17 protein-coding genes are annotated in these 21,961 nt (G+C 74.1%); 3 read left to right on the forward strand and 14 right to left on the reverse strand.

Annotated features, from left to right (window positions below; translation table 11 throughout):
* Positions 1-122: 122 nt before the first annotated feature.
* On the forward strand, positions 123-848 hold the full coding sequence (locus tag J5Y05_RS30245; RefSeq protein ID WP_210876496.1) for an MBL fold metallo-hydrolase: 726 nt from the start codon (positions 123-125) through the stop codon (positions 846-848).
* A 34-nt stretch (positions 849-882) separates the two neighbouring features.
* Positions 883-1,683, forward strand: coding sequence for a DUF3097 domain-containing protein (locus tag J5Y05_RS30250; RefSeq protein ID WP_210876497.1), 801 nt, complete (start codon positions 883-885; stop codon positions 1,681-1,683).
* Positions 1,684-1,784: 101 nt separating this feature from the next.
* Here J5Y05_RS30250 and hemW read toward each other — a convergent pair whose 3' ends face one another.
* The 4 genes from hemW to lepA form a co-directional block, all read right to left on the reverse strand.
* Positions 1,785-3,017: a radical SAM family heme chaperone HemW gene (hemW, locus tag J5Y05_RS30255; protein ID WP_210876498.1), complete on the reverse strand. Its 1,233-nt coding sequence runs from the start codon at positions 3,015-3,017 to the stop codon at positions 1,785-1,787.
* A gap of 27 nt (positions 3,018-3,044) precedes the next feature.
* The gene (locus tag J5Y05_RS30260) at positions 3,045-5,234 is read right to left on the reverse strand and encodes a SpoIIE family protein phosphatase (RefSeq protein ID WP_210876499.1); all 2,190 of its coding nucleotides are present in this window, start codon (positions 5,232-5,234) and stop codon (positions 3,045-3,047) included.
* Between the two features lie 285 nt (positions 5,235-5,519).
* A complete protein-coding gene (locus J5Y05_RS30265) occupies positions 5,520-7,400 on the reverse strand; it encodes an AMP-dependent synthetase/ligase (RefSeq protein ID WP_210876500.1) in 1,881 nt (626 codons plus the stop codon).
* 318 nt (positions 7,401-7,718) lie between these two features.
* Complete coding sequence (lepA, locus tag J5Y05_RS30270; RefSeq protein WP_210876501.1) at positions 7,719-9,587, reverse strand: translation elongation factor 4; 1,869 nt, start codon at positions 9,585-9,587, stop codon at positions 7,719-7,721.
* Between the two features lie 232 nt (positions 9,588-9,819).
* On the opposite strand from lepA, the gene rpsT reads away from it, so the two are divergent.
* Complete coding sequence (gene rpsT, locus J5Y05_RS30275) at positions 9,820-10,086, forward strand: 30S ribosomal protein S20 (protein ID WP_210876502.1); 267 nt, start codon at positions 9,820-9,822, stop codon at positions 10,084-10,086.
* 376 nt (positions 10,087-10,462) lie between these two features.
* Here rpsT and holA read toward each other — a convergent pair whose 3' ends face one another.
* The 10 genes from holA to J5Y05_RS30325 form a co-directional block, all read right to left on the reverse strand.
* Positions 10,463-11,452, reverse strand: coding sequence for a DNA polymerase III subunit delta (gene holA, locus J5Y05_RS30280; protein WP_210876503.1), 990 nt, complete (start codon positions 11,450-11,452; stop codon positions 10,463-10,465).
* 154 nt (positions 11,453-11,606) lie between these two features.
* Positions 11,607-11,852 (reverse strand): hypothetical protein, encoded by a 246-nt coding sequence (locus tag J5Y05_RS30285; RefSeq protein WP_210876504.1) that lies wholly within the window; start codon positions 11,850-11,852, stop codon positions 11,607-11,609.
* A 42-nt stretch (positions 11,853-11,894) separates the two neighbouring features.
* The gene (locus tag J5Y05_RS30290) at positions 11,895-12,776 is read right to left on the reverse strand and encodes a YceI family protein (RefSeq protein ID WP_210876534.1); all 882 of its coding nucleotides are present in this window, start codon (positions 12,774-12,776) and stop codon (positions 11,895-11,897) included.
* Between the two features lie 334 nt (positions 12,777-13,110).
* Positions 13,111-13,521, reverse strand: coding sequence for a DUF6415 family natural product biosynthesis protein (locus tag J5Y05_RS30295; protein ID WP_210876505.1), 411 nt, complete (start codon positions 13,519-13,521; stop codon positions 13,111-13,113).
* A gap of 5 nt (positions 13,522-13,526) precedes the next feature.
* On the reverse strand, positions 13,527-13,721 hold the full coding sequence (locus J5Y05_RS30300; RefSeq protein WP_210876506.1) for a hypothetical protein: 195 nt from the start codon (positions 13,719-13,721) through the stop codon (positions 13,527-13,529).
* Between the two features lie 158 nt (positions 13,722-13,879).
* Positions 13,880-15,064: a helix-turn-helix domain-containing protein gene (locus J5Y05_RS30305; RefSeq protein WP_210876507.1), complete on the reverse strand. Its 1,185-nt coding sequence runs from the start codon at positions 15,062-15,064 to the stop codon at positions 13,880-13,882.
* Positions 15,065-15,513: 449 nt separating this feature from the next.
* Complete coding sequence (locus J5Y05_RS30310) at positions 15,514-18,123, reverse strand: ComEC/Rec2 family competence protein (RefSeq protein WP_210876535.1); 2,610 nt, start codon at positions 18,121-18,123, stop codon at positions 15,514-15,516.
* 332 nt (positions 18,124-18,455) lie between these two features.
* Positions 18,456-19,205 carry a ComEA family DNA-binding protein gene (locus tag J5Y05_RS32080; protein ID WP_372450541.1) on the reverse strand — a complete coding sequence of 250 codons (750 nt, stop codon included), beginning with the start codon at positions 19,203-19,205 and terminating at the stop codon, positions 18,456-18,458.
* Positions 19,206-20,156: 951 nt separating this feature from the next.
* Positions 20,157-21,002, reverse strand: coding sequence for a DegV family protein (locus tag J5Y05_RS30320; RefSeq protein WP_210876508.1), 846 nt, complete (start codon positions 21,000-21,002; stop codon positions 20,157-20,159).
* 72 nt (positions 21,003-21,074) lie between these two features.
* Positions 21,075-21,827, reverse strand: coding sequence for a hypothetical protein (locus J5Y05_RS30325; protein ID WP_210876509.1), 753 nt, complete (start codon positions 21,825-21,827; stop codon positions 21,075-21,077).
* Positions 21,828-21,961 lie beyond the last annotated feature (134 nt).

Here is a 21,961-nt window from a genome sequence, read left to right on the forward strand (position 1 = left end):
CCTGGCACTCACCGTGTTCGAGTGCCAGTCTTCCCGCGCCCAGTGTACGGCCGTCGGGTACGCCCCGGGCAAGGCCGGGCCCCACTCCGCCGCGAGGGCGGCCGGAGGGCTAGCGTCGCCCCATGACGGTGACTTGGGAAGACCCGGGGTGGGAGAGGATCACCGCGGCGGTGGGCCGGCTGCGGCTGCCCGGCTGGGACTGCACGGCGGGGCTGGTCGTCGGGGCGGGCGGCGCGCTCGTGGTGGACGCGGGCTCCGGGGTGTCCGAGGGCGCAGGAGTACGGGCGCGTGCGGAGCGGCTGGCGGGGGCGCGTGTGACGCATCTCGCGCTGACCCACGCGCACTTCGACCACGTCCTCGGGGCGGCGGCGTTCGCGGACGCGCGGGTGTACGGGGCCGTGGGGGCGGGCGCGGCGCTGACCGCGGGCCGGGAGGGACTGGTCGCGGACGCGGTGGCGCACGGTCTGGACGCGCGCACGGCGCGCGAGGCGGCCGACGCGCTGCCGGGGGCCGTGGAGGAGACCGACGGCGAGCTGACGCTGGACCTCGGGGGCGGGCGGCGGGCGGTGCTGGCCGCCGTGGGCCCGGGGCACACCGGCCACGACCTGGCGGTACTGGTGCCGGGCGATCCGCCGGTGGTCTTCTGCGGGGACCTCGTCGAGGAGTCCGGCGAACCGCAGGCGGGCCCGGACGCGGTGCCCTCGCGCTGGCCGGCCGCCCTGGACCGGCTGCTCGCGCTCGGCGGCGAGGACGCGCGGTACGTGCCGGGCCACGGGGCGGTGGTGGACGCGGCGTTCGTCCGCGCGCAGCGGGACGCCCTGGCGGTACGGTTCGGCGTGTCGGGGTGATCACGTACGGCCCGCTCCTCGTATCGTCGGCGGAATGCGCCAGTACTCCGCCGATCTGACCCCGCCGTGGAAGAAGCCGCAGCCCGTGCCGGAGGTGCCGGCCGAGCCCGGACTCGTGGTCGAGGAGCCCGGCACCGGTTTCTGCGGCGCGGTGACCGGCTGCGAGGCGGGCACGGTGACCCTGGAGGACCGTTTCGGCAAGCGCCGGGTCTTCCCGCTGGAGCCGCGCGGCTTCCTGCTGGAGGGCAGGGCGGTGACGCTGGTACGGCCGCCCTCCGGCCCCACCCGGCCCACGCGGACGGCGTCCGGCTCGGTGGCGGTGCCCGGCGCCCGCGCCCGCGTCGCGCGGGCCGGCCGCATCTACGTCGAGGGCCGGCACGACGCCGAGCTGGTCGAGAGGGTCTGGGGCGACGACCTGCGTATCGAGGGCGTGGTCGTGGAGTACCTGGAGGGCGTGGACGACCTCCCCGCGATCGTCGACGCCTTCGCGCCCGGCCCCGACGCCCGCCTCGGCGTCCTGGTGGACCACCTGGTGCCGGGCACCAAGGAGTGGCGGATCGCGCAGGCGGTCACCAGCGAGCACGCGCTCGTGGTGGGCCACCCGTACGTCGACGTCTGGGAGGCGGTGAAGCCGTCCTCGCTGGGCATCCCCGGCTGGCCCCGGGTGCCGCGCGGCCAGGACTGGAAGACGGGGGTGTGCCGGGCCCTGGGCTGGCCGGAGAACACGGGCGCGGCCTGGCAGGCGATCCTCGGGCGGGTGCGCTCGTACAAGGACCTGGAGCCGGCTCTGCTGGGCAGTGTGGAACGGCTCATCGACCATGTGACGGCGCCCTGACCGACCGCGGTTTCCGGCCACGGGGCCGCACCGGGTCGCCCCGCGCGCCGAGCCCGAGCCGGCCGCGCCGCCGGAGTCCCGGCCGTCCCGCGTCGGCCGGCTCAGTCGACCAGGTCACGGACGACCGCGTCGGCCAGGAGACGGCCGCGCAGGGTGAGCGCCGCGCGCCCCTCCTCGTACGCGCCGCCCCGCAGGAGTCCGTCGGCGAGCGCGCGGCGGGCGGCGGCGAGCCCGTCCGGCCGCAGCAGGTCCAGCGGGACGCCCTCGCGCAGCCGCAGCTCCAGCAGGACGCGCTCCACCCGCCGGTCCTCGCCGGTGAGCAGCTCGCGGCCGGCGCCGGGCGAGCGGCCCTCGGCGAGGGCGGCGGCGTAGGCGGCGGGGTGCTTCACGTTCCACCAGCGGACCCCGCCGACGTGGCTGTGGGCGCCGGGGCCCGCGCCCCACCAGTCGGCGCCCGTCCAGTACAGCTCGTTGTGGCGGCAGCGGCCCGCCTCGGACGTGGCCCAGTTGGACACCTCGTACCAGTCGAATCCGGCCGCCGACAGCATCTCCTCGGCGATCAGGTACCGGTCGGCGTGGACGTCGTCGTCGGTCATGGGGACCTCGCCGCGCCGGATGCGCCGGGCGAGCCGCGTGCCCTCCTCGACGATGAGCGCGTACGCGGACACGTGGTCGGGTCCGGCGCCGAGCGCGGCGTCCAGCGAGGCCCGCCAGTCGTCGTCGGACTCGCCGGGGGTGCCGTAGATCAGGTCGAGGTTGACGTGCGCGAAACCGGCCGCGCGGGCCTCGGCCACGCACTGTTCGGGACGGCCGGGGGTGTGGGTGCGGTCGAGCACCTTCAGCACGTGCCGGCGGGCGCTCTGCATGCCGAAGGAGATCCGGTCGAAGCCGCCCTCCCGCAGCTCGGCCAGGTAGGCCGGGCCGACGGACTCCGGGTTGGCCTCCGTGGTGACCTCCGCGTCCGCCGCCAGCCCGAACTCCTCGCGGATCGCGCCCAGCACGCGGACGAGGTCGGCGGCGGGCAGCAGGGTGGGGGTGCCGCCGCCGACGAAGACGGTACGGACCTCGCGGGGGTCGTCGCCGAGGACCTTGCGGGCGAGGCGGACCTCGTCGGTGAGGGTCGCGGCGTAGGTGTCGCGGGAGGCGAGGACGCCGCCGGTGCCGCGCAGCTCGGACGCGGTGTAGGTGTTGAAGTCGCAGTAGCCGCAGCGGGTCGCGCAGTACGGGACGTGCAGGTAGAAGCCGAGGGGGCGGTCGGCGGCCCCGGCGAGCGCGGACGCGGGCAGGGCGCCGTCGGCGGGGACGGGGTCGCCGTCGGGGAGTGCGGAGGGCATGTCCTCCATTGTCCCGCACGCCGGCCGTCACTCGGCCTGGAGCACCAGGAGCGCCAGGTCGTCCTCGGGCGGGCGGTCGCCGAACTCGTGCACCAGGCGTCTGATGCGCTCGGCGATCCCGGCGGCGTCCAGCCCGGCGCACCCGGCGAGGGCGGCGGCGAGACCGTCCCCGTCGTCGAACTGGCGGCTGCCGGAGCGCCGCTCGGTGACCCCGTCGGTGACGCACAGCAGCGTCTCGCCGCGGCGCAGCTCGAAGGTCTCGCTGGTGTACGTGGCGTCCTCGACGACGCCGAGCAGGGTCTGCGGCCGGGCGACCACGCGGACGCCGCCGTCGGGGCCGAGGAGCAGCGGCAGCGGGTGCCCGGCGGAGGCGAGGGTGCAGCGGACGCCGTCCTCCACGGGGACGAGTTCGCCGTAGAGGAGGGAGAGGAAGCGGGTCTGCGGTCCGTCGCCCGGGGCAACCGGTGGACCGCCGACGGCCACCAGCGCGCGGGCGGCGGCGTCGGCGGCCTCGGTGGCGTCGTCCAGGAGGAGCTGGTTGAGGCGGTCGAGGACGTCCGGGACGTCGTAGCCCTCGCGGGCGAGCAGGCGCAGCCAGGGCCGGGCGAGGCCGATGACGACGGCGGCCTCGGGGCCCTTGCCCTGGACGTCGCCGACGGCGAAGCACCAGCGTCCCGCGCCGGCCGGGAAGAGGTCGTAGAAGTCGCCGCTGGGGCCGCCCTTGTCCCAGGGTTCGTAGACGAGGGCGCTGCGCATGCCGGGGATCTCGGCGACGGCGCCGGGCAGCAGCCCGCGCTGGAGGACGGCGCTGATGGTGGCCTGGCGCGCGTACTGGCGGGCGGTGCCGATGGCGAGCGCGACCCGGCGGCTGAGGTCCTCGACGAGGCCGCTGATCTCGTCGGGGAAGCGGCCGGCGCCGCAGCGGCCGATGACCAGGGTGCCGAGGGGCCGGCCGCCGGCCACGAGGCGGTAGGCGAGCGCCGTGCCGTACGTGCCGCGCGGGCCGAGGGCGCCGGCCGGCCAGGGGTGCTCGGCGGGGCCGGAACGCCAGGGTTCGCGGGCGCGCGGCGGTTCCTTCTCCAGGGCCAGGCGCAGTTCCTCGACGTGGTGCTCGCTGCCGTGCCAGACGCGGGCCAGCCGGGCGCCGACGGTGGCGCCGGTGTCGTCGCTCCAGGCGCCCCGGCCCAGCGACTCGTCCTCCAGCCAGACCGCGCACCAGTCGGCGAGGCGGGGGACGATCAGTTGCCCGGTGAGGGAGGCGATGAGGTCCTCGTCGAGCTGCCCGGCCAGCAGGTCGGAGGCTTCGGCGAGGAAGGAGAGCGCGCCCCGGCCGAGCCACTCGCGGTCCCGGCCGACGGGCGGGCGGTGGTCGAGCCGGGCGGGGTCGGGGCCGGTTTCCGTGGGCATGTGGGCGTACGCGTCGGCGTCGGCGTCGGTGGGGGTGTCCGGGTCCGTGTCCCCGTCCGGGCCGGGCGCCGGAGGCGGTCGGTCGGCCGCGGCGGGTGCCGCCGCAGGTGCCGCCGGTCCCCCAGGTCCCACGGGTAAGGCACTCTCCCCGGCGACCTCAGGTCCGGGCCCGGAGGCACCCGCCGGTTCCCCCGCCCCCGGCACCCGACGGCCGTCGGCGTCGGCGTCGGCCCGCGACCGCGGGACGGGCACCTCCGCGCCGTCCGGTAACCCGGCACCCGTGGCGTACGCCCCCGCGGGCCCGGCGTTCCCGGTGGCGGGCAGCCGTGCCCACACGGTCTTGGCGCCCGTGCGGTAGGTGATGCCCCACGCTTCGGAGAGGGTGGCGACGAGCCGCAGGCCGCGCCCGTACTCCGGGGTCTCCGGCGGCGGTTCGGCGTCGCCGCCCCTCGGGGCGCGGGCGGGGTGGCGGTCGGTGGCCTCGATAACGATCGCGCCCGTCTCCTCCAGCCGGCAGACCAGCTCCACGTCGGTGCCGGCGTGCACGACGGCGTTGGTGACCAGTTCGCTGGCGACCACCAGGGCGTCGGCGGCGAGGCGGTCGGTCAACAGCTCGGTGCCGGGCAGTCCGCTGCCGGACCAGTCGGCGAGGGCCGTCCGGACCAGTGCGCGGGCGGCGCCGGGCGCGAGGGAGCTTCCGAGCAGCGTGGTGTGCGCCCGCGCGCACTCCCATGCCGGGGCCTGACCCGCGGGCGCGGGCGCCTCAAGGGCACGGGAGGCGTTCTCCCGTTGCGTAGGAATGGCCCCCATGGACGGCTCCCCGGGCAGTTCGTGCGGTCGCGCGCGGTCGTTTGCCGACAGGGTGGCAGAACGACCCCGTACCGCAGCACGGAGTTACCGAAGTAGGCCGTCATGAGTGGAACCGTGGCCCACGGACGTCCGAACAAGGTCGAAAATCAGACAGATTCGAGCACACCTGCGCGAGCGGCCGGTCGTCCTTCCGTGACCGGCCACCGCCCCGGACGGGCCACCGCCGCGCTTCCGGGAGTGCCCCCGCGCGGCGGGACGGCGCGGGCCGCCCCGCCGCGCGTGCGGCTACGACTCCCGCGCGCCCGCGTACATCTCGTCGATCAGGTGCTTGTACTGCCGTTCCACCACCGGGCGCTTCAGTTTGAGGCTCGGGGTGATCTCGCCGTGCTCCACGTCGAGGTCGCGCGGGAGCAGGCGGAACTTCTTGATCGTCTGCCAGCGCTGGAGCCCCTCGTTGAGCTGCTCGACGTAGCCGCCGATCATCTCGACGGTGGCCGGCGCCGCGACGGTCTCCGCGTACGTCCGGCCCTCCAGGCCGTTGTCCCTGGCCCACTCCCGCAGGGAGATCTCGTCGAGGGCGATGAGGGCGGTGCAGTAGTTCCGGTCGGCGCCGTGGACCAGGATGTTGGAGACGTAGGGGCAGACCGCCTTGAACCGTCCCTCGACCTCGGCCGGGGCGATGTACTTGCCGCCCGAGGTCTTGATCAGGTCCTTCTTGCGGTCGGTGATGCGCAGGTAGCCGTCGGGCGAGAGTTCGCCGATGTCGCCGGTGTGCAGCCAGCCGTCGGCCTCCAGCACCTCGGCGGTCTGCTCGGGCAGCTTGTGGTAGCCCTCCATGATGCCGGGGCCGCGCAGCAGGATCTCCCCGTCGTCGGCGATGCGCACCTCGGTGCCGGGCAGCGGCTTGCCGACCGTGCCGGTGCGGTACGCCTCGCCCGGGTTGACGAAGGAGGCGGCGGAGGACTCGGTGAGGCCGTAGCCCTCCAGGATGTGGACGCCGGCGCCGGCGAAGAAGTAGCCGATCTCGGGGGCGAGGGCCGCGCTGCCGGAGACGCAGGCGCGCAGCCGCCCGCCGAACGCCTCGCGGATCTTGGCGTAGACGAGGGCGTCGGCGGCCCTGTGCTTCGCGGCGAGGCCGAGGGGGGCCTTCGCGACGCCGGTGCGCCGGAAGGAGTCCTGGGTGGCCTTGGCGTACTCGCGGGCCACCCCGGCCGCCCACTGGAAGATCTTGTACTTGGCGGCGCCGCCCGCGCGGGCCTTGGCGGCGACGCCGTTGTAGACCTTCTCGAAGATCCGGGGCACGGCCGCCATGTAGGTCGGCCGGACGACCGGCAGATTCTCGATGATCTTGTCGACGCGGCCGTCGACGGCGGTGACGTGCCCGACCTCGATCTGGCCGGAGGTGAGCACCTTGCCGAAGACGTGCGCGAGCGGCAGCCACAGGTACTGCACGTCCTCGCCGGTGCACAGCCCGGTCGCGGCGATCGCCTTCGCCATGTACGACCAGCAGTCGTGCGGCAGGCGCACGCCCTTGGGCCGGCCGGTGGTGCCGGAGGTGTAGATGAGGGTGGCGAGCTGCTCCTTGGTGAGCGCGCCGACCCGCTCCTTGATCAGCCCCGGTTCCCGTTCCAGCCGGGCGGCGCCCCGGCGCTCCAGCTCGTCGAGGGTGAGCACCCAGCCGTCGTCACCGGTGTCGGCGCCGGCCGGGTCGATCAGCACCACGTGGGTGAGGTCGGGCAGCTCCGCGCGCCGGGCGCGGGCCTTGGCAAGCTGGGCGGCGTCCTCGGCGACGAGGACCCGGCTCTCGGAGTCGGAGAGGATGTACGCCGACTCCTCCTCGTTGGTCTGCGGGTACACCGTGGTCGTGGCGGCGCCGGCGCACATGATGCCGAGGTCGCAGAGAATCCACTCCAGCCGGGTGGCGGAGGCGAGGGCGACGCGCTCCTCGGGGCGGACGCCGAGCTCGATCAGTCCGGCGGCGATGGCGTGGACCCGCTCGGCGGCCTGCGCCCAGGTCAGCGACTTCCAGTCGTCGGGGCCCTCCCCCGAGGCGGGTGGTACGGGGTAGCGGTATGCCTCGGCGTCCGGCGTGGCCGCCACGCGCTCCAGGAAGAGTCCCGCCACGGAGGGCGGACGATTCTCGATCAGGGTCTGTGTGTCGCTCACGACATCCTCCGGGCCCGCGACGGTGCGGCTGGCTCAGGTGCGGCTGGTTTTCGCTCTCGGACGTTGTTTAACTCATGAGTAACTATGGGGCAGGCATCAGGGTAAGGGGCGATCGGCCCGCGCGTAAGAGCCCGCGCCCGCCCACTTCCGCCGGGCGCCGCCGCCGGGTCGCGCGGAGGCCCGCCGCCGGGACACCAGGAGGCCCGCCGCCGGGACGCGAGGGGGCCCGCCGCCGGGACGCGAGGGGGCCCGCCGCACTCCCGTACGACAGGCCCCCTCGTGTCCGTTTCGCCGGCGGACGGCCGGGACGCCTCCGCGCTACTTCTTGCCCTTGGCCGTGCCCGAGCCGTCGTCGCTGGAGAGCACCGCGATGAACGCCTCCTGGGGGACCTCCACCGAACCCACCATCTTCATCCGCTTCTTGCCCTCCTTCTGCTTCTCCAGCAGCTTCCGCTTACGGGAGATGTCACCGCCGTAGCACTTGGCGAGGACGTCCTTGCGGATGGCGCGGATGGTCTCGCGGGCGATCACCCGGGAGCCGATCGCGGCCTGCACCGGCACCTCGAAGTTCTGCCGCGGGATCAGCTCGCGCAGCTTGGCGACGAGCCGCACGCCGTACGCGTACGCCTGGTCCTTGTGGGTGATCGCCGAGAAGGCGTCCACCTTGTCGCCGTGCAGGAGGATGTCCACCTTCACCAGGGAGCTGCTCTGCTCGCCGGTGGGCTCGTAGTCGAGGGACGCGTAACCGCGCGTCTTCGACTTGAGCTGGTCGAAGAAGTCGAAGACGATCTCCGCGAGGGGCAGCGTGTAACGGATCTCGACCCGGTCCTCGGACAGGTAGTCCATGCCGAGCAGCGAACCGCGCCGCGTCTGGCACAGCTCCATGATCGCGCCGATGAACTCCGTGGGCGCCAGGATCGTGGCCCGCACGACCGGCTCGAAGACCTCGTCGAGCTTGCCCTCGGGGAACTCGCTCGGGTTGGTGACGGTGACCTCGGTGCCGTCCTCCATGATCACGCGGTAGACCACGTTCGGCGCGGTGGCGATCAGGTCGAGCCCGAACTCGCGCTCCAGCCGCTCCCGGATCACGTCGAGGTGCAGCAGCCCGAGGAAGCCGACGCGGAAACCGAAGCCGAGCGCCGCCGAGGTCTCCGGCTCGTAGACCAGCGCGGCATCGTTGAGCTGGAGCTTGTCCAGCGCCTCGCGCAGCTCCGGGTAGTCCGAGCCGTCCAGCGGGTACAGACCCGAGAACACCATCGGCTTGGGTTCCTTGTAGCCGCCCAGCGCGTCGTCGGCGCCCTTGTGCTGGCTGGTGACGGTGTCACCGACCTTGGACTGGCGGACGTCCTTCACCCCGGTGATGAGGTAGCCGACCTCGCCGACGCCCAGTCCGTCCGAGGAGAGCATCTCCGGCGAGTTGGTGCCGATCTCCAGCAGCTCGTGCGTGGCGCCCGTGGACATCATGCGGATGCGCTCGCGCTTGTTGAGCTGGCCGTCGACGACCCGGACGTAGGTGACGACGCCCCGGTAGGAGTCGTACACCGAGTCGAAGATCATCGCGCGGGCGGGGGCGTCCGCGTTGCCGACCGGCGCCGGGACCCGCTCGACGACACGGTCCAGCAGCGCCTCGACACCGAGCCCGGTCTTCGCGGAGACGCGCAGCACGTCGGCGGGGTCGCAGCCGATGAGGTTCGCCAGCTCCCCGGCGAACTTCTCCGGCTGCGCCGCCGGCAGGTCGATCTTGTTCAGCACCGGGATGATCGTGAGGTCGTTCTCCATCGCCAGGTAGAGGTTGGCGAGGGTCTGCGCCTCGATGCCCTGGGCCGCGTCGACGAGGAGGATGCAGCCCTCGCACGCCGCGAGCGACCGCGACACCTCGTACGTGAAGTCGACGTGCCCCGGGGTGTCGATCATGTTGAGGATGTGCGTGTTGCTGTCGTCGTGCGTGGGCGCCCACGGCAGACGCACCGCCTGGGACTTGATCGTGATGCCACGCTCGCGCTCGATGTCCATGCGGTCGAGGTACTGGGCGCGCATCTGCCGCTGCTCCACCACACCGGTCAACTGGAGCATCCGGTCGGCGAGCGTGGACTTGCCGTGGTCGATGTGCGCGATGATGCAGAAGTTGCGGATCAGAGCCGGGTCGGTACGGCTCGGCTCGGGCACATGGCTAGGGATCGCGGGCACGCAGGGTCCTGATTCTTGAGGCGTCCGCAGTGTCTGCGGTCTCGGGTCGGATCGTTACGCAGCTTCCATCGTCCCACGTATGGAGAGCCGGGACGGGTTTGGGCCACTCCGCGGGCCGCTGCTACTGTGGGTGGCTGTGTCTCTTGCCCTCTCAGCGCGAGGCACACCAGACAAGAACTCACCGGCACGGGACCCCTCGCGGTCTCGTGCCTGAACCTGCAAAGGCTCATTCGTGGCGAACATCAAGTCCCAGATCAAGCGGAACAAGACCAACGAGAAGGCCCGGCTGCGCAACAAGGCCGTCAAGTCCTCTCTGAAGACCGCGATCCGCAAGGCTCGCGAGGCCGCCGCCGCGGGCGACGCCGAGAAGGCCACCGAGTACCAGCGCGTCGCCGCGCGTCAGCTCGACAAGGCCGTCTCCAAGGGCGTCATCCACAAGAACCAGGCCGCCAACAAGAAGTCGGCCCTGGCTCAGAAGGTCGCCGCCGTCAAGGCCTGACCCGCATCTGGTCCACCTCGCCGGAAGGACCCGGGCGGGCCCTCTCTCATCCGCCCCCGACCGGCACCCACGATCCATGCGCGGCCTGCGTTCGCCACGCGGGCATGGGTCCCCAGCACGATCCGAAGACCCCGGCCCCCGTCCCTCCCCGGGACGGACGCCGGGGTCTTCGGCATGAGTGCGGGCGGGGGCCGACGGGGGTCCGGGTACGGGTACGAGTGTGGAGGCGGGCGCCGACCGGGGTACGGGTGTGGAGGCGGGCGCCGACCGGGGTACGGGTGGAGGCGGACGCCGGCCGGTACGGGTGTGGAGGCGGGCGTCGGTGGACGCCCGGCCCCCGGGACGGCCCGCCCCGGCGCGCTCGCGCTCCACGCGCTCAGGCCCGGCCCCGTGAACGGGCCGCCGCGGCGATGGTCACCACCGCCTTCTCCAGGGCGTACTCGGGATCGTCGCCCCCGCCCTTCACCCCGGCGTCCGCCTCGGCCACGGCGCGCAGCGCCACCGAGACGCCGTCCGGCGTCCAGCCGCGCATCTGCTGCCGCACCCGGTCGATCTTCCACGGCGGCATGCCCAGCTCCCGCGCCAGGTCGGCGGGGCGCCCCCCGCGCGCGGAGGACAGCTTCCCGATGGCCCGTACGCCCTGTGCCAGGGCGCTGGTGATCAGTACGGGCGCCACCCCGGTCGCCAGCGACCAGCGCAGCGCCTCCAGGGCCTCCGCGGTCCGGCCCTCGACCGCCCGGTCGGCGACGGTGAAGCTCGACGCCTCGGCACGCCCCGTGTAGTACCGGCCGACGACGGCCTCGTCGATGGTGCCCTCGACGTCGGCGGTGAGCTGGGAGACCGCCGAGGCCAGCTCGCGCAGGTCGCTGCCGATCGCGTCGACCAGGGTCTGGCACGCCTCCGGGGTGGCGGAGCGGCCGACGGCACGGAACTCGGCCCGCACGAACGCCAGCCGGTCGGCCGGCTTGGTCATCTTCGGGCAGGCCACCTCCCGCGCCCCCGCCTTGCGCGCGGCGTCCAGCAGGCCCTTGCCCTTGGCGCCGCCCGCGTGCAGCAGGACGAGGGTGATCTCCTCGGCGGGCGCGGCGAGGTAGGACTTGACGTCCTTGACCGTGTCGGCGCTCAGGTCCTGGGAGTCCCGGACCACGACGACCTTGCGCTCGGCGAAGAGCGAGGGGCTGGTCAGCTCGGCGAGGGTGCCGGGCTGCACCTGGTCGGGGGTCAGATCACGCACGTCCGTGTCGGCGTCGGCGGCGCGCGCGGCGGCCACCACCTCCTGCACGGCACGGTCCAGCAGCAGGTCCTCCTGGCCCACGGCGAGGGTCACCGGGGCGAGGACGTCGTCGTTCGCACTCTTCCTGGCCATCGTCGACAAGCATCGCACGCACCACCGACAACGCCCTCCGCCGGACGCCCGGCGGACACGGCGACCCGGCAGGCACGGCGACAAGCACGGCGGCCCGGCAGGCACGGCGGCGGCGCGACAAGCACAGCGGCACGGCGCGCCCGGCGGGCACGGCCTAAGGCTCCTCGCGCCAGCCGTCCCACTCGCCGGCGAACGCGTCCAGTTCCCGGGGGTCCAGGCGGTCGGTGCCGTCGCGCACGACGAGGAGCCACTGGGCGTCCTCCGCGTCGTCCTCACCCGCCAGGGCGTCCCGTACGAGCTGGGGTTCCTCGTCGAGCCCGAAGCGTTCCCCGAGTGCTTCGGCGGCCTCTTCCGCGGCGTCGCGGTCGGGCAGCACCAGCACGTGTCTCACGTCGTTCACGGGGCAATTCTGCGGTACCGGGGCGAGGGGGCCGCGGACGGGTCAGCCCTTGGGGACGATCTGCACGTCCAGGTCGATGCCGATGCTGGGGCCGACGACGGCGATGCCGCGGGCCAGCATGGTCTGCCAGCTCACCGTGAAGTCGTCGCGGTGGAGTTCGGTGGTGGCCCGGCAGGCGGCGCGGACCTCGCCCTCGATGCCGTTGCCCAGTCCGAAGTACTCGGTGTCCAGGGTGACGGTGCGGGTGACGCCGTGCAGGGAGAGGGCGCCGGTGACGGCCCAGCGGTTGCCGCCGCGGTGGCTGAAGCGGTCGCTGTAGAACTCCAGGGTCGGGTACCGCTCCACGTCCAGGAAGTCCGCCGACCGCAGATGGTCGTCGCGCATCCGCACGTTGGTGTCGATGGACGCGGCGTCGATCACCACGTGCATCGCGGAGCGTTCGACGTCGTCGGCGATACGCACGACGCCCGCGAAGGAGTTGAACCGGCCGTGGACACGGGCCAGCCCGATGTGGCGCGCGGTGAAGCCGATGGAGGAGTGGGCCGGTTCGATCTCCCAGTCGCCCACGGCGGGCAACTGCGGCGGCTGCGCCGGCTGGAGGGTCACGTCGCCCAGCGAGGCGAGGGAGTCCTCGGTGACCGTCGCGATGGCCCGGTAGGGGGTGTAGCCCTCGGCGGAGACGGCGAGCCGGTACTCCCCGGCAGGCACGGCCGCCACGAACGAACCGTAGGGGTCGGTGCCACCGACGACCACCTTGCGGCCCATGGCGTCACTGACGGCCAGTTCCGCGTGCGGCACCGGTTCGCTGACCGGGTCGAGGACGCGGCAGCTCAGCACCCCGGCGCTCGGCGGGGTGTGCACCGCCGCGAGAGGACCCGTCCGCTGTATCCGCTTCGTTCGGTTTCCCAGCCAGCGGCCAATCATCCGCGACACCCTCCGCACCCTGCGCACCATTGATTACCGAAGAAACATTCGATCACCAATGAGGCTTTCGAGGCAACCTGAGCACACATCACGCCAAAGAGGCCCATGTGCAGGGGGAACTCCCGAGTGACCCGAGTGACCCGCATTGACCGATCCGGGTGTGATTTCTCACAGCGCCCGACCCAGGGGTTGGGGACGGGATGGGCTGGGGGGAGGCGCGGGCCGGGAGGAGGGACTGGGCGGGGGAAGGGACCTGGCTGGGGGGAGAGACCGGGCGGGGGGACCTGGCGGGGCGGGGGGCCGGGACAGGTGGCGGACCGGTGGCGGCGGCCGGTCAGGAGCCAGTCCTGGAGCCGGTCCTGGAGCCGGTCCTGGAACCGGTCCTGGAACCGGTCAGGGCCTCGTAGTGGTCGCAGAGGGCGTTCAACGTACGGGCCAGACGGCGGGCACGGCCGAGAGGCCCGCCGTGACGCGGAGCCGGCCGGGCCCGCAGCCTGTCGCGGGCCTCCCCGACGCAGGCGAGCGCGCAGTACCGGGGCACGCTCTCCCCCGGCAGCCGCCCCGCCAGCCGCTCGACCTCCGGGACGAGAAGCTGGAGCTGCCCGCGCAGCAACCCGGTCACGGCGTTCAGTTCGGCGCCGGCCGGCGGCAACGCCTCCGCCACCGCGTCCGGATCGAGCAGGATCGCCACCGTCCGCCGCATCAGCACCAGGTCCAGAGGTTCCGTCGCCTCACCCCGCTCCACCGCGTTCACCTCCCCGCCTCCCGCCCCGCCCGGTGGACCGGACACGCGCACGGCGGCAACGGGTCGAGCGCCGTCGGCGGCACCTCGCCCTCCGGCACCTGCACGGTGCCCCGGTCCTCCGTGACCGTGCCGTCCCGGGCCATCCGGTACACACGCAGAGTCATCTTGACGCCGGGCTTTCCCCGGGCGGTGGGTTCCATGACGTCGGCGCTCCCTCGACCAGCGTGGGCCACGCCCCCGAACCGGCCGGCATGCGGTTACGAGGGTCCTGTCCCCTCTCAGAGTGCCGACCCCACAGGGCCGGAAGTATCAGTCCTCACTGATAGTCCCGCCCCACGATGTCACAACGCGTCACCTCTCATCCGCCCAGCCAGGCACCGTAGTTGGTGAACGTGTCCGGCATACGCCGCTTCGCCGACTCCAGCGCCGTGTACGTCTCCCGTACCGTGGGGTGGTACTTCGTCTGCTGCGGCGCGAGCCTGCGCGCCGTCAGGAGACTCTTGAACGCCGCGTCCGTCCGGCCCGTCCACAGATACGCCCGCGCCACCTCGGCATGGTGGTGGGCGAGCCGCGACGGCGGCCAGTCGTCCGGGACGACGAGGTGCCGCGCCTCGTCCACCGCCTTCGCGTACTGGTCCAGCTCGGTCAGGACACTGACCCGGTGCACCCCGACATTGGTCGGCCCGAACGACAGCCAGTGCACCTTCTCCGCCGGCCCCGTCACCTTGGCGATACGGGCCGCCTCGTCGAGGTGCTCCCGCGCCGTGTCCTGATCCTTGTCCCGCCCGGCCACCACCGCAGCGCCCAGGTGCATCTGCCCGGTGACCACGTCGAGCACCCGCCCCGGCTCCGCCTGCTCCAACGTGGCCATGCCCAGACCGATGAGCCGCCGCCCCGTCTTGTAGTCGCTGGCCCGCAGATACGCCAGCGCCCTCAGATACTGGCGCATCCCGGCGAGCACCGGATCGGACGCCTTCTGCGCCGCCCAGTCCAGCCGGTCCAGCGCGACCGTGCACAGATCCGGGTAACCGAGCTTCGTCGTCACGTCGTACGCGGTCCGGTACGTGCTGGCCAGCAGCCGCCAGCTCCGCCCGGACGGCACGGTGTGCACCGTCGACGTGGCCTCCCGGATCAGGCCGGGCAGGTCGGCGGCGACCTGCTTGATGTTGGTGACCCGCACCAGCGCGCACAGTTCCTCGGCGTGCCGCTCCAACTCCCCGACCGGGCGCGGCACGACGTCGGGGTCAGGGCCGAGGTCGTAGACGTTCAGCGCCTCCCGGATGGGGTTGATCAGGCCGTCGAGCTGGTCCTGCCGCAGTTCCTCCAGGTAGGGCTGCCCGTGGAGTTCGGCGACGGGGACGGAGAGGGCGCGGGCGAGTGCCCCGATGACGGACGGGCTCGCGGGCATGGCGCCCTGCTCGACCTTGGTCAGTGTGCTGTAGGAGACGTGCGACCTGTCTGCCAGCTCACGCTGTGTCAGCCGGCGGATCTTACGGGCGTGCCTGATGCGCGCGCCCGTGTGCTCTTCGGGGGACGGGGGCATAGCTGGTCTCCGTTCTGCACTCGGCATCAGAACGCTACCCACGCACCCCCTCCGGACTCCGTTCAGCAACGCTCGCTCCTTTCCTCCGTGGCGATTTCACACGGCCCGCCGACCCTTCCCCTGGCCGGAAATGCCTTGTCGAACAGGTGGTCCCCGGCGGACGGGGCGCAGTGCGCGGTGGTGCGCGCCGTCCCGTCCCCACCTCCCGGACGCATTCCGGTTGCGGCCCGGTCGCAGCCCGGAACCGTGGCTCGGAACCACAACTCGTAACCGTGGCCCAGCCGTGGCGCGGGACCGTGGCGCGGGACCGTGACGCGGCCGTGGCCCGGTGTCCGTCGTCCCGACGAACTCGCGGCGGCGCCCGCGCTGACGGCCGGGATGCCGGTGCTGTCTCGTCTCGTCCCGTCCCGGCCGTCCGTCCGCCGTGACCGGCCGTGCTCCGTCACAGGTCAGTCCGTCGCCACGTGCAGGCCGGTGGCCGTACCGGTCACCGCCAGGGCCCCCTCCCGGTCCGTGCGCAGGACCCTCGCCCCCTGGGCACGCAGTGCCTCCACCGTCGCCGGGGACGGGTGCCCATACGGGTTCGGATCACCGCAACTGACCAGGGCGAGCCGGGGCGACGCCGTGCGGAGGAGTCCGGCGTCCTGGTGCGCCGAGCCGTGGTGGGCCACCTTGAGCACATCGACCTCGGCCAGGAGCGCCGCCTGCGATCTGTCCAGCTCCCGCTGTGCCGGGGGTTCGAGATCGCCGAGCAGCAGCAGCCGCAGGCCCGCCGTCCGCACCAGCAGGGTGACACTCGCGTCGTTGGGTCCGGCGGCGGCGGACACCGGCCCCGGTGGCGGCCACAGCACCCGCCAGGACAGCTCCCCGGTGCGCCGCTCCTCCCCGGCGAGGGCCCGCCGCACCGGAACGCCCCGCGCCTTCGCCTGACGGCGGACTGACTCCGCCTGGTCGGCGGGCTCGTCCAGCCCGGTCGTCTCGATCACACCCACCCGGCGGCCCCGCAACACCCCGGGCAGCCCGGCCACGTGATCGGCATGGAAGTGGGTCAGCAGCACCAGCGGGACACTGGTGATCCCGAGCGAGCGCAGACAACGGTCGACCAGCACCGGATCAGGCCCGGCGTCCACCACCACACCGGCCCCCGACCCCGCCGCCAGCACCAGCGCGTCCCCCTGCCCCACGTCACACATCACCATCCGCCAGCCCGGCGGCGGCCACCCCGTGACCACCCGCGCCAACGGCACCGGTCGCACCACCGCCACCACCAGCAGCACCGCACAGGCACCGCACCACCACGGATGCGCGAGCAGCCGCCGGCCGACCAGCAGCACCCCCACCGTCAGCAGGGCGAGCAGCGCCGCCCCCGTCCACGAGCCCGGCCAGTCCACCCCCGCGCCCGGCAACGCCGCGCCGGTACGGGCGATCACCGCGATCCACCCGGCCGGCCACCCCGCGCACCACGCCAGCGCCTCGGCCACCGGCATCGCGACCGGCGCCGCCGCCAGCACCGCGAACCCCAGCACCGTCGCCGGCGCGACCGCGAACTCCACCAGCAGGTTGCACGGCACCGCCACCAGACTCACCCGGGACGACAACACGGCCACGACCGGCGCGCACACGGCCTGCGCGGCCCCCGCCGCCGCCAGCGCCTCCGCGAGCCGGGGCGGGACCCCGCGCCGGAGCAGTGCCCCGCTCCACCGGGGGGCGAGGGTCAGCAGGGCGCCGGTGGCCAGCACCGAGAGCAGGAAACCGTAACTCCGCGCCAGCCACGGGTCGTAGAGCACCAGCAGGAGCACCGCCGCGGCCAGGGCCGGCAGCAGCGATCTACGGCGTCCGGTGGCCAGCGCGAGCAAAGCGATCGCCCCGCAGGCCGCCGCCCGCAGCACACTCGGATCGGGCCGGCACACGATCACGAAGGCCAGCGCCAGCCCGCCACCGAGCAACGCGGTCGTCCGCAGCGAGAGACCGAGGCGCGGGGCCAGTCCCCGGCGTCCGCTGTGCTGGGCCAGCCCCGGCGGCCCGAGCAGCAACGCGATCATGATGGTGAGGTTGGCACCGGACACGGCGAGGGTGTGCGCGAGGTCGGTCGCCTTGAACGCCTCGTCCAGCTCCGGCGTCAGCCGGGAGGTGTCCCCGACGACCAGGCCCGGCAACAGCGCCCGCGCGTCCGCGGGCAGGCCGTCGGTGGCCTCCCTCAGCCCCGCGCGCAGCCTCCCGGCCAGCCGCTGCGGAGCCGACGGCCCCTTCACCACCTCCGGCGCCCCCTGGCCACGTACCCGCAGTACGGCGGCGACCCGGTCCCCGCTCTCCCGCGCGGGCGCCGACCGCGCGGTGACCCGCAGCCGCGTACTGGGCAGCAGCCCCAGCCAGGGCGAGGTGTCCGGCCCCTCGCCCGCCACCCCGGCGTCCCCGCCACCGCCCGGTGGGCCCCGGGGCACCGGCCCGGCGGCCAGGTCGACGAGCAGCAGCACCGGCGTCCGCGTCGCCGTGCTCCTCCCCGCCTCCTCCACCCGGCGCACATCGGCCCGGATCACGGCCGTCGGCGAAGCCGCGTGGTTGCCCCGGACCCGGGGACGGCTCACCCGCGGGTCGGCGGTCACCTCCACCTCGGCGGTCACCGTGGCGTACCGACCCGCCAGCTCAGGCACCGGGCCCCGCCGCAGATCCGCCCCGTGCAGCGCCGCCGAGGCGGTGGACGCGGCGACGCAGAGCAGTACGGCGGCCACCGACACCCGCAGTGCCATACGCCGCCGGGGCCTGTGGGGCCGCCCGGCGGGGAGTGGTCCTGGGGGCTCTCCGGTGGGCCGTGGTCCTGGAGGCTCTGCGGTGGGCCGTGGTCCTGGAGGCTCTATGGCGGGTCGCGGCCGTCGGGGCCCTGTGATGGGCCGTGGACCTTGGGGCCCTCCGGTGGACCCTGGCCGCCGGGACCCACCGGCAGGCCGTGGCCGGTCGCATCGTCCGGTACGGCGGACCGCCGCCGGCAGCAGCAGGGCGCCGCCCGCCGCGAGGCACCCGACCGCCACGACGGCGGCCCATCCCGGCGAGGCGTGCAGCATCAGCGCCGCCGTGACCCAGGCCGCCAGCGCGGGCGCCACCAACCGCAGGTCCACGGGGCCCTCGTGCCGGGGGCGCGTGGCGCCGAGTTGATGCTCGGGGAGAGGGCGCGTCGCGTCCGGGTGGTCGGGGGATGTCGGGGCGGTGAGGATGGTGGGCGTGGGCGCCGTGACTGCCGGGGTGTGGCCGGCGCCACCGCCGTGACCGGGGACTACGGAGAAGGCTGAGGGCGTCCCCGTGCCGAGAAGGGTGGAGGTGTCCGGTGGGTTCCCGGTCCCCTGGGTGATCGGGAGTTCCGGCCCGCTGCGGATGGGCCGGGGGCCGTGGCGCCGGGTCATGGTCGTACCAGGTCGCGGAGGTCGGCGAAGCGGCGCTCGCCGATGCCGTTGACCTCCCGTAACTCGTCCACCGAGCGGAAGCCGCCGTGCCGGGTGCGGTAGTCGATGATGTGCCGGGCCAGCACGGGGCCGACGCCTGGCAGGGTGTCGAGTTGCTCGGCGGTCGCCGTGTTCAGGGAGACCAGGCCGCCGGGCGTCCCTCCCGCTGGCACGCTGCCGTCCGGGCCGGGGGCGGGGGCCGGGGCGCCGACGACGATCTGTTCGCCGTCCACGAGGAAGCGGGCCCGGTTGAGCGTGTCCGTGTCCGTGCCGGGCCGTACTCCACCGGCCGCGTGCAGGGCGTCCGCGACGCGCGAGCCGGGCGGCAGCCGGTGGACGCCGGGACGGCGCACCTTGCCGCCCACGTCGACCACGATCTCGGCCCCGGCCGTCGGCGCCCCGGCCCGAGGTACGCCCGCCTGCTCGCCCCGGTCCCCCGCCCCGCTGCCCTCCTCCGCCTCGCTCCGCCCGTCCGCGCCGAACGCCGCCGCCTCCCGGACCACTTCGGGCGCCGCGACCGACTCGGCACGACCCGACCTGAAGTGGTGCACGGCGAACGCCGTCGCCACCGCGAGCACGACGGTGAGCGCGACCACCCCGCGCCGCTCCAGCCCACACCTGTTCTGCAACCACAGCGGCATCCGCTCCCGCAGCGCCGACCCGACCCTCCCCCGCCAGACCACCCCCACGGAGGCGACCCCCGCCAACGTCTCCTTCCGCAGGACCCTCTCAGCACCAACGGCCAGGCCGGGAGCGCCAGTCGGGCGGGGAACACCGGGCAAGCCGACACCACCGGTCGCCCCGGGAGGGGCGACCAGGTCGGGAGCACCGGCCGAGGACCGGCCGTGACGAGCGGCGCCCGGCCCGCCGTGGGGAGCCGTGCCGGCACCGATGCCCGAGCCCGCGTACAAAGCGGTGCCCGGCCCGTTACCGCCACCCGCGTACGGAACGGTGACAGGACCACCGTTCCCCACAGGACCCGACCGCGTATGCGGAGCCGACACCCCGGGGCGAGCGTGCCGCCCGCCGCCCGCCGCCACAGGGCGCCCGGCGACGGAAGCCGCGGGCCGCCCGGCACCGGAGGGGCCCGCCGTCCGCCGGCTCCACAGTCCGCCCGCGATGCCGGCGCCGTACACCGCCCGGCCGGCCGCGCGCCCGGCCGCCGCGCGCCACGCCGGGGGCAACCCCGTGGTCGGCCCGGAGGCCGTCCCCGTAGCCGCACCGGTGGGCGGGACCTTGCCGGACTCCCTTCCGGGCCCGGGGCGTTGGGCGAGGAGTGTCTCGGCACGGCGGAGGGATTCCTCGGCCGGTGCCCGGGGCGGCCGGGACCGGCCGCGCTCGGGTGGCCTGCGGTGCCGTCGGGTCCGTCCGTCGGAGCCCGGGGCCCGGCCCGGTCCGCTGCTCGCGGAGACTGTGCGAAAACGTGATCGAAGAGTCATGCGGCGAGGATGGGGCATTCCCCCGTCTCCGCGATGATCATGGTGGATTCCCGGGGATTACTGCCCGGTTGTGGATATCTCCGTCACCCACACGAGGGACGTGGCCATCACAGCCTGGACTCCGGCCACCCGGTATCCCCGACTACGCCCCACGCTCGCCGCCTACGCCACCCCGTCTGCCAGCCCCGACGGCACCATCAGCCCCGATCGCCCCACCCCTCACCGGGGTGACACCACCGCCCCCAGCAGCCCCGGGCCCGTGTGGGCCCCGATCACCGCGCCGACCTCGCTCACGTGCAGGTCGGCCAGCCCCGGCACCCGTTCGCGGAGCCGTTCCGCGAGGGCCGAGGCCCGCTCGGGGGCGGCGAGGTGGTGGACGGCGATGTCGACGGGGGCGTTGCCCGCCCGGTCGGCGACGATCTCCTCCAGCCGGGCGATGGCCTTGGACGCCGTGCGCACCTTCTCCAGCGGTTCGATGCGGCCGTCGCTGAGCTGGAGCAGCGGCTTCACCGCGAGGGCGGAGCCGAGCAGCGCCTGGGCCGCGCCGATCCGGCCGCCGCGGCGCAGGTAGTCGAGGGTGTCGACGTAGAAGTAGGCGGAGGTGTTCGAGGAGCGTTTTTCGGCGGCGGCGACGGCCTCGTCGACGGTTCCGCCGGCCTCGGCGGTCTCGGCGGCGGCGAGGGCGCAGAAGCCGAGGGCCATGGCGATCATGCCGGTGTCGACGACGTGTACCGGGACAGGTGCCTCGCGGGCGGCGACGACGGCGGCGTCGTACGTGCCGGACAGCTCGGACGACAGGTGGAGGGAGACGATGCTCTGGGCTCCGGCGGCTGCGAGATCGCGGTAGGTCTCGGCGAAGAGGGCGGGGCTGGGGCGGGAGGTGGTGACGGGGTGCCGCTTCTGGAGGGCCTGGGCGAGGGAGCGGGTGGAGATCTCGGTCCCCTCGCGCAGGGCCTGGTCACCGAGGACCACGGTCAGGGGCACCGCGATGATGCCGTGCCGTTCCATCGTCCGGTCCGGTAGGTAGGCCGTTGAATCCGTGACGATCGCGACATGGCGGGACATGAGCTGGAGGTTACCTGGCGTAGTGCCCATACGGCAGCCCGGCCCCGGGACCGGTGGTGACGGGCGCGGCGGTCAGGTCGTGTTCTCCGGGCGGGCCTTCTTCTGCCACGGGTACGCGGGGCGTACGCCGGGCGGGGTGATGGCGGGCGGCGTGCGCGGGTCGGCGTTGGACGACGGGCGCTGCGGCCGGCGGTGTCCTTCGGCCGGGGCACCGGAGCGGGAACCGGGCTGCCTGCCGGAGTGCGTGGCCGGCGGGGGCTGCGGGGTCGTGGCGGGGTCGACGGGGGCCCAGTGGCGCAGTGCGCCGGCCTCGACGTCGATCTCGGCGCTGAGTGCTTCCAGGTCGTCGTCGACCAAGTGGTGGGCGCGGTCGTGCGCGGCCCAGCGCAGTTCCTCCGCCGAGCGGGTGATGCGCTCGGTGCGGGCGCGGAACGCGGGCAGCAGCTCGGCGATCCTGGTCCGGTCGGGTTCGGCCTCCAGCCGCCTCAGCTCGGCGTCGAGTTCCAAGCCGTGGGCGCTGAGCCGTTCGAAGAGGGCGAGGGATTCCTTGAGGGAGTGGTCCTCGGCCACGCGCGCGTGGAGCGTGTCCTGAGTGGCACGCATGGAGGTGCGCAGGGAGAGCCGCAGTTCGGCCAGTTCGCCGGCCGGTCCGGGCTGGACGATGGACTTGGCGCGCAGGGTGTGGTCCTCGACGGTGCGGCGGGCCTGGGAGATGCCGCGGTCCACACTGCGCTTGGCGGCGCCGACCACCTTGACGGTGGCGTAGACGCCGACCACGACGGCGAGCAGGAAGAGCACGGCGAAAACGGTGATCACTGCTTCCACGAAGCTCCTCTTCCGGGCGTCGGGCGGGCGGTTCGGACGTCGGGCCGCCGACAGGATCGGGTCGACGGTGCGCGGTGTCCGGGCGCCACCCTTCAACGGTAAACGCTGCGGGCGGGCCGGTGGTTCCTCCGGGA

Origin of the sequence: Streptomyces tagetis (genome assembly GCF_018069565.1) — a bacterium.
Classification (GTDB): Bacteria; Actinomycetota; Actinomycetes; order Streptomycetales; family Streptomycetaceae; genus Streptomyces; species Streptomyces tagetis.